Annotated in this window: 14 protein-coding genes; 11 read left to right on the top strand and 3 right to left on the bottom strand. The window is 63.2% G+C overall.

Annotation, left to right across the window (positions count from 1 at the left end):
• Positions 1 to 63: 63 nt before the first annotated feature.
• Positions 64 to 462 (top strand): hypothetical protein, encoded by a 399-nt coding sequence (locus CB0205_RS0108625; RefSeq protein ID WP_232197280.1) that lies wholly within the window; start codon positions 64 to 66, stop codon positions 460 to 462.
• On the opposite strand, the gene CB0205_RS0108620 is transcribed toward CB0205_RS0108625, so the two are convergent.
• Positions 463 to 897, bottom strand: a complete 435-nt coding sequence (locus tag CB0205_RS0108620) for a hypothetical protein (protein ID WP_010316547.1) — start codon at positions 895 to 897, stop codon at positions 463 to 465. It abuts the gene before it with no gap.
• 73 nt (positions 898 to 970) lie between these two features.
• Positions 971 to 1,279, bottom strand: a complete 309-nt coding sequence (locus CB0205_RS0108615) for a hypothetical protein (RefSeq protein WP_010316546.1) — start codon at positions 1,277 to 1,279, stop codon at positions 971 to 973.
• Between the two features lie 214 nt (positions 1,280 to 1,493).
• On the opposite strand from CB0205_RS0108615, the gene CB0205_RS0108610 reads away from it, so the two are divergent.
• Positions 1,494 to 2,252 (top strand): BMC domain-containing protein, encoded by a 759-nt coding sequence (locus tag CB0205_RS0108610; RefSeq protein WP_010316545.1) that lies wholly within the window; start codon positions 1,494 to 1,496, stop codon positions 2,250 to 2,252.
• 1 nt (position 2,253) lies between these two features.
• Here CB0205_RS0108610 and rdgB read toward each other — a convergent pair whose 3' ends face one another.
• Positions 2,254 to 2,850, bottom strand: a complete 597-nt coding sequence (rdgB, locus tag CB0205_RS0108605) for an RdgB/HAM1 family non-canonical purine NTP pyrophosphatase (protein WP_010316544.1) — start codon at positions 2,848 to 2,850, stop codon at positions 2,254 to 2,256.
• 218 nt (positions 2,851 to 3,068) lie between these two features.
• Between rdgB and CB0205_RS0108600 the strand changes: the two genes are divergently transcribed.
• The 9 genes from CB0205_RS0108600 to CB0205_RS0108560 all read left to right on the top strand — a co-directional run bounded on the left by CB0205_RS0108600 (position 3,069) and on the right by CB0205_RS0108560 (position 11,630).
• Positions 3,069 to 4,064: a sodium-dependent bicarbonate transport family permease gene (locus CB0205_RS0108600; RefSeq protein WP_010316543.1), complete on the top strand. Its 996-nt coding sequence runs from the start codon at positions 3,069 to 3,071 to the stop codon at positions 4,062 to 4,064.
• Positions 4,065 to 4,068: 4 nt separating this feature from the next.
• Positions 4,069 to 4,350 (top strand): hypothetical protein, encoded by a 282-nt coding sequence (locus CB0205_RS0108595; RefSeq protein WP_010316542.1) that lies wholly within the window; start codon positions 4,069 to 4,071, stop codon positions 4,348 to 4,350.
• A gap of 204 nt (positions 4,351 to 4,554) precedes the next feature.
• Positions 4,555 to 4,869 carry a BMC domain-containing protein gene (locus tag CB0205_RS0108590; RefSeq protein WP_010306728.1) on the top strand — a complete coding sequence of 105 codons (315 nt, stop codon included), beginning with the start codon at positions 4,555 to 4,557 and terminating at the stop codon, positions 4,867 to 4,869.
• Positions 4,870 to 4,940: 71 nt separating this feature from the next.
• Positions 4,941 to 6,353 (top strand): form I ribulose bisphosphate carboxylase large subunit, encoded by a 1,413-nt coding sequence (locus tag CB0205_RS0108585; protein ID WP_010316539.1) that lies wholly within the window; start codon positions 4,941 to 4,943, stop codon positions 6,351 to 6,353.
• 116 nt (positions 6,354 to 6,469) lie between these two features.
• A complete protein-coding gene (locus tag CB0205_RS0108580) occupies positions 6,470 to 6,811 on the top strand; it encodes a ribulose bisphosphate carboxylase small subunit (RefSeq protein ID WP_010316537.1) in 342 nt (113 codons plus the stop codon).
• 174 nt (positions 6,812 to 6,985) lie between these two features.
• Entirely contained in the window at positions 6,986 to 9,343 is a 2,358-nt protein-coding gene (locus tag CB0205_RS0108575; protein ID WP_010316535.1) for a CsoS2 family carboxysome shell protein, read from the top strand.
• A 13-nt stretch (positions 9,344 to 9,356) separates the two neighbouring features.
• The gene (locus CB0205_RS0108570; RefSeq protein ID WP_029626248.1) at positions 9,357 to 11,087 is read left to right on the top strand and encodes a carboxysome shell carbonic anhydrase; all 1,731 of its coding nucleotides are present in this window, start codon (positions 9,357 to 9,359) and stop codon (positions 11,085 to 11,087) included.
• A 1-nt stretch (position 11,088) separates the two neighbouring features.
• Complete coding sequence (locus CB0205_RS0108565; RefSeq protein WP_010316532.1) at positions 11,089 to 11,379, top strand: carboxysome peptide A; 291 nt, start codon at positions 11,089 to 11,091, stop codon at positions 11,377 to 11,379.
• Positions 11,379 to 11,630 (top strand): carboxysome peptide B, encoded by a 252-nt coding sequence (locus CB0205_RS0108560; protein WP_010316530.1) that lies wholly within the window; start codon positions 11,379 to 11,381, stop codon positions 11,628 to 11,630. Before CB0205_RS0108565 ends, CB0205_RS0108560 begins: the two co-directional genes overlap by 1 nt.
• Positions 11,631 to 11,854: the final 224 nt, after the last annotated feature.

The following is an 11,854-nucleotide window of genomic DNA, read 5'->3' as shown; positions in this document are numbered from 1 at the left end:
GTGGCGCGCGGCTGGCCTCACCATGCCCAGATCTGCCCTTGCTGGCAGCCCATGGGCCGTGCCATGACAAAGACACCCCATCCGGGGGAGTCCATGCGCTCGAGCCTCAACGACCTACTGGAACAACTGGTGCTGCGGGGGTGGGCCAAGCTTGACCTTCCCGCCGGGGTTCCCAAAGTCACGCCCGATTGCCCCTGGTGGAGCATCGACCTGGGCCCAGTGACGACCGTTTCACTCCACCCGTGGTCCAACGGGCTCTTGGAGTTCAGCATCTGCGTCCTGATCGATGCTGAAGAGCAAATCCAGTCCTATGAACTGGAGTGCAATGCCATGCCCGTCCCGGTGGCCTTGATCAACTGGTGGGGGGGACTGGAGATCGCCCTAGAACAGAGCGAAGCACTGAAAAACCAGCTGATCGCCGCCTGGGATCAAGAGATCAGCGCAGGCGGCGAGTTGCCCTGATCAACCGAAGCGGCGGCGGCCGTCATTGAAGCTGGAGAAGCTGGTGACCTCACCCCGGCGCGCCTCAGCGCCAGCGGTTTGAGCCAGTTTCCAGACATTGCGGCTGATGCGCCTAGCCCGCAGGCCGCCCCGCTCCACCTCGGCGCTGCCGGGACGGGCACCCATCAAATAAGTCACCTCTGCCGTCGACAGGGGCGCACCCGTTTGCAGGGCCAACTGGGTGAGCTCCAGGCGCTGGCGCAGGGAGGCGACATCACAGGCGCCACCGTCCTCGGACTCGTTCCAGACCCAGGGAAGCTCCCCTTGGGCCGCAAGCTTCTGCATCAGGCTCATGCTGACCAGAGCCAAAGCCTGGTCAGCATTGAGATCGCCGCCGTCTTGAACGGGAGCAGCGCCCTTCGCGGAGGCAGAAGGGGCAGAGCGCTTAGCAGCCACGGGAAGTCCTGCAGGGATGGCCGGACGGTACCGGCTCTCGCCCGGGGCGCAAGACCCCAGAGACCGGCGGACATCAACTGCGGCGCAACCAATCCGGGGCCTGCCCAAACCAATCACCGAGATCGCCTGGATCCTCCGGATCAGGCCGGAAGGCCGCTCCAGGGTCCACCTCGCCCAAATCCAATTCCGCCATCAAGCGATCGAGCCCCTGACTGGAGGCGGCCTGCTGGCGGCGCCGGGCCTGGCGCAACCAAGCCGCTACGGCATGGTCGCGATCGGCAAATTTTTGGAGGTAGATGCGTTCCTGCAACGACACCGCCTGGTCGGCGCCAATGCGGTGGACGATGTTCTGAAGACGGAGCCTGGTGGACGGTGTGAGCATGACCAACGCACCGCGAATGAAGCCGTGTTAGCCAGGCCTCCCAGAGCGGTTGTGGCCTTCGCCACCGTTTTGCGCCCAGGTCATCGTGCGGAAACACAGCGGTAGAGCGGTAAGATCGCCGCGCTCCTCCCGCTGACCAGCAGAGGACCTCAACGTCTGTAGGGAGCAGCCCGACCCCTTGATTGAACGCAATCCCAGGCGACGAACTGCATCGGTGCAGATCACTGGCACCGACCTGGGATTCAGCGGCAGCGGCACCTCTTTGGATGAGCTGCACCCATCGGCCGCCAGCTGTGTCATCACGACCGACAGCGAAGCGCGGCTGGTCAGCCAGGCCAGCGCAGTCGAATCCATCGAGCTGCGGACCTACGTCTTTCTCGATTCACTCCAGCCCCAACTCGCCACCTACATGGGGACGGTGAGCCAGGGCTTCCTGCCCATCCCAGGCGATGCCTGCCTCTGGCTTGAGGTTTCCCCTGGCATGGCCGTGCACCGGGTGACGGACATCGCCCTCAAAGCCAGCACGGTGCGCCTGGGCCAGATGATCGTGGAGCGGGCCTTTGGCTCCCTCGCGCTGTATCACCGCGACCAGAGCAATGTGCTCCACTCCGGCGATGTCGTCCTTGAAGCCATCGGCAGCAGCGTCGAGCAGCGCACCCGCTGCAGCGTGACCTGGACCGAGGTCATCCGGGCGATCACCCCCGACCACGCCGTGCTGATCAACCGTCAGAACCGGCGCGGCTCGATGATTCAGGCCGGCATGAGCATGTTCATCCTGGAGACCGAACCGGCCGGCTATGTCCTGCTGGCCGCCAACGAAGCGGAAAAGTCCAGCAACATCACCGTGGTCGACGTCAAGGCCGTCGGCGCCTTCGGCCGACTGACCCTGGCCGGCTGGGAAGGGGACGTCAACGAAGCCGCTGCTGCTGCGATGCGGGCCGTCGAGCAAATCAACCGGCGCTCTGCCCGCTGAGTCAGCGCAGACCGAAGATTTGCTTCAACCCAGGGGCCAAGGCACGGGCCGCTTTACCCCGGGAGCCCAGTTTGTCCTTGAGGTGTTGCCCCATCTGGGCATAGGTCAGTCCTGCTTCCCGCACCCAGAAGATCGGGTCATAGCCGCCCCCTTGCCCCTGCGGGCTACTGAGAATCTCGCCGCGGCAGATCCCCTGGGACTCGAGCACAGGATTGCCCTCGGGATCGGAGAGCACCATGGCGCTGTTAAAGCTGCCGCTGCGGTAGGGGGTCGTTCCCAGTTCCTCCAGTAGGCGTTGAATGCGCTCGGGATCGGTGGCGGCATAGCGGGCTGAATACAGCCCAGGCGCACCACCCAGGGCATCAACCTCCAAACCAGAGTCATCAGCCAGGGCCCACTGGCCCGTGAGCCGGGCCACGCTGGAGGCCTTCAGCCGAGCGTTCTCGAGATAGGTGGTACCCGTTTCTTCGATCTCGAGTCCCTCGGGCTGCTGACGCACCTCGAGCGCAACGGCATCGAGCATCGCTTGGATCTCGGCCACCTTGTAGGGGTTGCCACTAGCAATCACCAAGATCGGCTGGGGCGTGCCAGATCGCATCCAATGACACCAGGGGCCGCCATTGTGCCGCCTAAGGGGGTGAGGCAGGTTGGGTTGAACATTCCACCCCAGACAAATCCAGGGGCACCTGCCTCCCTCAAACCGTAGGGATCCCGCCCCGCTCGCGCAATGGCACTGATGCCAGATGTGTGCACCACGGAACAGTTCGAACGCGGCCACCTAGCGTCAAACGGCAGCCCCTCTCTGCAGGTTCGTCCATGGACACCAGCCTGGTCCTGCAGAACCTATTAACACCACCGGTTCTGTTCTTTTTCCTCGGTGTTTTTGCCGTGCTCTTGGGCTCGGACCTGGAGATCCCCGCACCCCTACCCAAGCTCTTTTCGCTGTATCTCTTACTGGCGATTGGCTTTAAAGGGGGCCTTGAGCTACAGCACAGCGGCATCAGCGGGCAAGTTCTGCCAACCATTGCAGCGGCGATCTTGATGTCGCTGGTCGTTCCCCTCTATTCCTTTGGGGTACTGCGCTTGAAGCTCGACCGGTTCAATGCGGCGGCCATTGCTGGGACCTACGGCTCCATTTCAGCGGTGACGTTTATTACCGCCGAAAGCTTTCTCGAAACCCAACACCTCCAGCACGACGGCTTCATGGTCGCCGCCCTGGCCTTAATGGAGTCGCCAGCCATCATTGTTGGCCTGCTCCTGGTGAAGTTGGCAGGCCCGCAGGAGAACCCCAACAGCGAAGGAATGCGCTGGGGGGCCGTCCTGCACGAATCCCTGCTGAATGGCTCGGTCTACCTGCTCGTCGGCAGCCTGCTCGTGGGTTTCCTCAGTGCAGGCCAGAGTCCGAGCAGCGTTGAAAAGATGCTGCCCTTCACCGACAAGTTGTTCTACGGCGCCCTCAGCTTTTTCCTGCTGGACATGGGGATCGTCGCCGCCCAGCGAATCCGTGATCTCCAAGCGGCAGGAAGCTTCTTGATCGGCTTCGCCCTGCTGATGCCGCTTTGCAATGCCCTGATTGGCACCTTGATTGCCCGAGGTCTGGGACTGGGGCCGGGCAATGCCCTGCTCTTTGTTGTGTTGTGTGCCAGTGCCTCCTACATCGCGGTGCCTGCGGCGATGCGCATGACCGTGCCTGAGGCCAATCCGAGCTTCTACATCTCAACGGCACTGGGGTTGACCTTCCCCTTCAACATCGTGATCGGCATCCCCCTGTACATGGCGCTGATCAATCGCCTCCTTCCCTCCGCAAGCTGACGTCATGAAACGGGTTGATGTCGTGGTGAGTGAGCGAGAGCTCGGACCCATCCTCAAAGCAATTGAGGTGGCGGGTGCAGCGGGTTACTCGGTGATGAAGCACGTCACAGGGAAAGGACCCCATGGATCCGTTTCAGAAGCGATGGACTTCAGCGGCCTTGGCGCCAATGCCCACGTCGTGACGTTTTGCGAGCCCGAGGTTGTGGAGCAACTGCGAACCAAGCTCAAACCGCTGCTCGATTACTACGGCGGAGTGGCCTACGTCTCCGAGGCAGAAATGCTCTAACTGCAGTGCTTTTGGAGACACCCAGAGGCGTCGCAACCGCCTGCTAGAGAAGCATCTCCAAAGTTTTGTGAGGCACTGATGAGCACCGCTTATCAATGACTGTGGTGACGGTAATCGCGATTCAGCGCCAAATGTCTTGACTTACGGATCGTTGCCGAAGCATGGTTGCTGGCGAACATTCCACCCCTCCTCCAGGAGCAGGTAATGGCTAACGAAACCATGGGCATCGCCCTCGGCATGATCGAGACCCGGGGTCTGGTCCCCGCGATCGAAGCCGCTGACGCCATGACCAAGGCCGCCGAAGTGCGCCTGGTCGGTCGCGAATTCGTGGGCGGCGGTTACGTCACCGTTCTGGTGCGCGGCGAAACCGGTGCTGTGAACGCTGCCGTTCGCGCTGGCGCCGATGCCTGCGAGCGCGTGGGTGATGGCCTGGTTGCCGCCCACATCATTGCTCGCCCCCACCGTGAAGTGGAGCCTGCTCTCAACAGCAGCGCTGGCTTCGTTGGTTCGAAGGACTGAGGACTGAGCTAGGCCTCTAAAGGTCACTCATCTCTCTGACTTATTTCCCTCGACCCACTCGGAGATTCTCCATGGCTAAGAAGTACGACGCTGGGGTTAAGGAGTACCGCGACACGTATTGGACTCCTGACTACGTACCCCTCGACACCGACCTGCTGGCTTGCTTCAAGTGCACCGGCCAGGAAGGCGTTCCCAAGGAAGAAGTTGCAGCTGCTGTTGCCGCTGAATCTTCTACCGGCACCTGGTCCACTGTGTGGTCCGAGCTCCTCACCGACCTCGACTTCTACAAGGGCCGTTGCTACCGCATCGAAGACGTTCCTGGCGACAAGGAATCCTTCTATGCGTTCATCGCCTACCCCCTCGATCTGTTCGAAGAGGGTTCCGTCACCAACGTTCTGACCTCCCTGGTCGGCAACGTCTTCGGTTTCAAGGCACTGCGCCACCTGCGCCTGGAAGACATCCGCTTCCCGATGGCGTTCATCAAGACCTGCATGGGTCCCCCGAACGGCATCGTGGTCGAGCGCGACCGTATGAACAAGTACGGCCGTCCTCTGCTGGGTTGCACCATCAAGCCGAAGCTCGGCCTGAGCGGTAAAAACTACGGCCGTGTCGTCTACGAATGCCTCCGCGGCGGTCTGGACTTCACCAAGGACGACGAGAACATCAACTCTCAGCCTTTCCAGCGCTGGCAGAACCGTTTCGAGTTCGTTGCCGAAGCTGTGAAGTCCGCTGAGCAGGAGACCGGCGAGCGTAAGGGTCACTACCTGAACTGCACCGCCGCCACCCCTGAGCAGATGTACGAGCGGGCCGAGTTCGCCAAGGAACTCGGGCAGCCGATCATCATGCACGACTACATCACGGGTGGCTTCACCGCCAACACCGGTCTTGCACACTGGTGCCGTAAGAACGGCATCCTGCTGCATATCCACCGCGCCATGCACGCGGTGATCGACCGTCACCCCAAGCACGGCATCCACTTCCGCGTTCTCGCCAAGTGCCTGCGTCTCTCCGGTGGTGACCAGCTGCACACCGGCACCGTGGTCGGCAAGCTCGAGGGCGACCGTCAGTCCACCCTCGGCTACATCGACCAGCTGCGCGAATCCTTCGTTCCCGAAGATCGCAGCCGCGGTAACTTCTTCGACCAGGATTGGGGCTCCATGGGCGGCGTGTTCGCCGTGGCCTCCGGCGGTATCCACGTCTGGCACATGCCTGCCCTGGTGAGCATCTTCGGCGACGACTCGGTGCTCCAGTTCGGTGGTGGTACCCACGGTCACCCCTGGGGTTCTGCTGCTGGTGCTGCCGCTAACCGCGTGGCACTGGAAGCCTGCGTCAAAGCCCGTAACGCCGGTCGCGAGATTGAGCGCGAAGGCCGCGACATCCTCATGGAAGCCGCGAAGCACAGCCCCGAGCTGGCCATCGCCCTCGAGACCTGGAAGGAAATCAAGTTCGAGTTCGACACCGTCGACAAGCTCGACGTCAACTGATTTCGAAGCGATTGGGAATCGGAGTCAACATCCGTTGGCTCCATCCCATTCAGTGATCGGAACAGGACATCGAACCAAATCAAGGTTCATTCATTCCATCCATCTCAAGGAACCCCATGCCTTTCAAGAGCACCGTGGGTGACTACCAAACAGTCGCCACCCTGGAGACCTTCGGCTTCCTCCCGCCGATGACCCAGGACGAGATCTACGACCAGATCGCGTACATCATTGCCCAGGGTTGGAGCCCGCTCGTTGAGCACGTCCACCCCAGCCGCTCCATGGCCACCTACTGGTCCTACTGGAAGCTGCCCTTCTTCGGTGAGAAGGATCTGAGCGTCATCGTGAACGAGCTCGAAGCTTGCCACCGCGCTTACCCCGACCACCACGTGCGTCTCGTGGGCTACGACGCCTACACCCAAAGCCAAGGCGCTTGCTTCGTGGTGTTCGAAGGCCGCTGATTAGCTGCCTTCTAAAAGTTGTGGTCTCGATTCACCTCGAGACCACTCCTTCTTTTACTCATTAACTATCTGACTGCGATTTTTCGCATTCAGATTTCAAGCATTCCGATGCCGTGTTGACGCAAATCAACGGCTTCGTTAATGCCATCCAGTCATTCCATACACCGGGCGGACATGGCCACTAAATCGAGTCGCGAAGCAGCCCTTGAGCGCCGCAAGGCCCTCACCGACGGCGGCAAGAAAGCCACCGGTCGCTACGGCAGCGGTGGCGGTCGCGTCCGCAGTGTCGCGGATGCCCGTCCGACCCGGACCAACGCCGCTCCAAGTTCCACACCGCGTCCCGCCGCAGCCGAGGCTCCCGCAGCCGCTCCGGCGCCTACCCGTCAGCTGTCCGCCCCCAGCAGCCACCGTTCCTCCGCTGGCAAGCGCGTTTCGAACCCCAGCCGCGATCTGGTGCTGTCCCGTCGCGAGGCCATGACCCGCGGCGGCAAGCGTGCCGACACCTCGAAGGACCGCACCCGCACCGACGTCGCCAAGGAAGCCCCGATGGCCGCATCGGCACCGGCTGCTGAGCACAAGTGCAAGTGCCAAGAGACGACCAGCGATACCTCCTCTTCCCGTTCCGCCAGCCTCTCCCTCAGCACTGAGCGTCCCTCCAGCTCCTCCCGTGCTGCCGCAGCCAATCGCCCCGCAGCCCGCAAGGGCACGGCTGTCCACAACGCCAGCCGGGCACTTGTCCTGGCGCGCCGAGAAGCCCTGAGCAAGCGCGGCAAGTCCGCGAGCACGGCGGCCAAGTCCGGTGCAGCTGCTGTGGCCCGTCAGATCAACCCCGACCTCAGTGCCCGTGAGCTGGCGCAAAAGGTGCGTGAGCTCAAGAGCAAAACCGGTTCTGCGGGTACGGCTCGCAACAGCGGAACCCGCCCCAGTGGGCCCAATCGCCATGGCGCCAAGCAAGCCGCAGCCGCGGATGCCGCCTGGAAGGTGGGTGTGAGCGAGACCCTCTCTGGTCAGACCGTCACCGGCACCCAGGCCAACCGCTCGGCGAAAACCACCGGTAACGAAGCGGCCACCTGCCGTTCGATCACCGGGACCGAGTACCTCGGCGCCGAAGTCTTCCAGACCTTCTGCGGCGGTCAACCCGCTGGCAGCAATCAACCCGCCAAGGTGCGCGTCACCGCCACCAGCCATGGCAACCGTGTCACTGGCAATGAGGTCGGCCGCAGCGAAAAAGTGACCGGCGATGAGCCCGGCACCTGCAAGAGCGTTACAGGCACCGAGTACATCTCGGCCAACCAGTCCGCGTCCTACTGCGGTGGCGTTGACCCCTCGGTCCGCAAGGTGGGCCGCAGCCAGACCCTGGGCGGCCAAGCCGTCAGCGGCGTCATGGTGGGCCGCAGCGAGCGCGTCACTGGCGATGAGGCTGGTTCAGGCCGCCATCTGACCGGCGATCAATACCTCGGTTCCGACGCCAGTGTTCCTGGCCGTGCCGCGACCAAGGTCAGCAGCCAAAACACCCTGCGTGGCACCGGCGTGACCGGGACCTCCGTGGGCCGCAGCGAGCGGGTCACCGGCGATGAGGCCGGCAGCTGCCGCAACGTGACTGGCGATGAATACATCGGTAGTCAGCAGTTTGACGGCTTCTGTGGCACTCGCCCTGCGCCCGAAGCCGCCAAGGTGGGCTTCAGCATCACCAACCGCAACCAGGTCGTCAGCGGCAGCCGCACCGGTCGTTCCGAAAAGGTCACCGGTGATGAACCCGGTAGCTGCAAAGTCGTCACCGGCACCCCCTACGCCGGGCTCGAGCAGGCTGGTGATTTCTGCAACACCGCTGCCGTCCGTGCCGTCCGTGAGCGGACTCCCGTTCGCAACGCCAACCGCATGACCGGCATTCAGCCCGGCATTGGTGGTTCCCTGACCGGCGCCGAGCGTGGCGCCTGCGAAGACATCACCGGTACTCCCTACGTCGGCGCCGATCAACAGGCCAGCGCCTGTGGCACCGCCCCCAGCCGCGATGCTGACTTTCCCCAGGCTCTGAATGGTGCTGACTGGCAACAGTTCAGTGTTCAGTCCCCTGCCCGCGCTGCCCAACAGGAGCGCGAAAGCACAGGTCGTGTGACCGGCAGCACCTACGAGCAAGGCGGACGAATCACTGGCCCTTTCGACATGGCCAGCGGCAAGATCACCGGCACTGAGCAATTCCGCTTCGACCGTCGCGCCAACCAGCGTCTGGCCCAGGCGCAACAGCCCGCCGCCATCGCCGCTGCTGAAGAGCCCGTCTCCCGGGTCACCGGTGAGGGTTCCGGCACCAAGATCACCGGCGACGACTGGGATCGCGGAGACCGCGTCACCGGCACCGAGGGCAGATCTGCCCGTCGCCGCAACCCCACCCGCGTTGGCCCGATGAGCGGCATGCCTGGCGCCCAGAACAAGCGCAACCAGGAAGTGCCTGCTCCGAACAACAAGGTGACCGGCTCCAGCGGCAGCACCGATCAGGGTTCCCTGATCACGGTCTCCGGCGGCGCCCGGGGCTAAGGAGTACTCCGCAATGCGTCGGCGTTCCGCCACTAACGAGAGGCCGCTTGCTCCCACGGCCCCCAGCCGCCGCCAAAACGGCACTGGGGTCCAGGGGTCAGCTGGCCAAGCGGAATCCCCCGCTGAGCTCAACCCCAGCAGCGCCTTGAGCAAGGTTCTGCGTCAGCGTGAACTGGCGAACGCCTCACGCTTTGGCAGCTCCAGGGCGAGCCGCGTGCGGGGCAAGACCTCAGCCGTTGCTGAGATCAAGTCCAAGCTGAGTAATCCACGCAGGGTGCGCCCGGTGGCGACCCAAGTCGTCCTGGACCGCCGCTCAAGCGGCCCCGTCCACTCCGGCGGTCTGCATCCCCTGAGCAATGGGCAGGCCAACGCCGCACTGCGGGCCTACGAGGAGCAAACCCTCGGTTCCTTTGATCGGGTCGTGCCTGTCCTGAAGCGTCTCTCTGCGCTTCAGCACGAAAACAACTTTGTTGAGCAAGCCCAGCAACTGGCCGTCGCTGAGCTCGGCCATGAGCTGCCCCAGCCTGTCTTGGAGACCGCCTGGACCAGCCAGCTGGACATGCGCACCCTGTTCGCCTGGTGTGTGTTTGAGGCCTATGAACAGGCCAGCCTCTCCTTTTTCAACGACGACCCCCTAGCAGCGCAAGCCGGTAGCGCTGAGGCCGAAGCCTTCAACACCTTCCTGCTGGAGTGTGGCTTCCATCTGCTGGATGTCACGCCCTGTGCCGATGGTCGCCTGGCCCATGCCATTGCCTACGCCCTGAGGCTTCCCTTCAGCTCGGTCCGCCGCCGCTCCCACGCCGGAGCGATGTTCGACGTCGAAAACACCGTTGATCGCTGGGTCAAGACCGAACACCGCCGCTATCGCGAGGGGCTCCCCAATCCAGCCCACGCCGACACCCGGTACCTCAAAACCGTCGTCTACCACTTCAGCTCGAAGGACCCTTGCCATGAGGGCTGTGCTGCCCATGGCAGCGACGACACGGCAGCTGCCGCCCAGGGCCTGCAGCGCCTACAGGATTTCCAGCAGGCCGTTGAGAACAGCTTCTGCTGTGGAGCCTCGGTGGATCTGCTTTTGGTCGGGATGGACACCGACACCGACGCCATTCGGGTCCACGTCCCCAGCGCCGACGGGAAGACCAACCTCGAGAGCTGGCTGGATGCCCGCGATGTCTACGCCGCGACCCGCTCGATGCGTGCCGATCAGGCCCGGATTGAGATCGAGAACCAGGTCAAAGCCGCAGCAGCCGCAACACCGGATGAGGGCATGGTCAAGCTGATCAGCCGCCTGATCGAGAACAACCTCTCCCAGATCGACTACGTCCGCCAGTACCACGGCGGCAGCTACAGCGACTTCGGCCACGCCGAGCGCTTCATTGGTGTCGGCATCGGGTTCAAGGAGATCCACCTGCGCAACCTGACCTACTTCGCCTACATGGACACCGTTGAAGAGGGCGCCCCTGATCTCGATGTCGGGGTCAAGATCTTCAAGGGACTCAACGTCTCCCGCGGCCTACCGATTCCTGTGGTGCTGCGCTTCGACTATCACGGTGCCGTCCCCGGTGCTCGGGAGAGGGCCATCCAGCACTGCGAGCGGGTCAAGGCTGCGATCGAGGCCCGCTATAGCGAGCTCTGCGAACAAGGACTCCTTCACACCCTGCTCACCGTGAGGGATCGGGATCGGCACGTGCCGGCCGAGACCGTAAGTTCCTCAATCACGTTCAACACAGGAGGGGGGCACTGACATGTTGATCTGCAAAGTTGTGAAGCCACTGGTTTCCACCAACCGCATCGCTGACTTTCAGCACAAGCATCTTCAGGTGGTGCTCGATGGCAGCACTCAGAAGGTGGCCGTCGATGCAGTCGGTGCCATCCCCGGGGATTGGGTGATCTGCGTCGGTAGCTCCGCCGCCCGCGAAGCCGCCGGCAGCAAGTCCTACCCCAGCGATCTAACGATCGTCGGGATCATTGACCATTGGGATCCCGAGGCCGGCAAAGAAATGGCCGCGGGTAAACCCCAAGGGGACGCCAAGTAATGGAAATCATGCAGGTGATGGGATCGATGGTCTGCACCCAACGGGTGGAGGGTTTCGCGCACCAAACCCTGCGAATCCTGCGCAACAACAAAGGCAAGTTGAGCGTGGCCACCGATCCGGTGGGCGCCTCCCCCGGCAACTGGGTGTTCACGGCCAGTGGCTCCGCCGCTCGCCATGCCACCGGCAACGCCAACCTCTTCACCGATCTCACGATCGGCGGAATCATCGACCACTGGTCGCCCGACGGCTAAGGAGCCCCTGGTTCCTCCCAGCCAGCCTGGGTCCACTCCGTTATCTCCAGCGACCATCCACCGGGCTTAGCCCATCACCGTCATGGCCACACCACGTTCCCGAGCTACCAGCACTTCAGCCAGCGCTAAATCCAGCGCAGCCGCGAAGCCCGCTGCCGCCAAGCCGGCCGCCGGGACCACTCCGGTGACCGCCATCCCCGCAGCGGCTGCCAAGGCCACCACCG

Origin of the sequence: Synechococcus sp. CB0205 (assembly GCF_000179255.1) — a bacterium.
Taxonomy (GTDB): domain Bacteria; phylum Cyanobacteriota; class Cyanobacteriia; order PCC-6307; family Cyanobiaceae; genus Vulcanococcus.
This window is presented reverse-complemented; position numbering and strand designations above follow the sequence as displayed.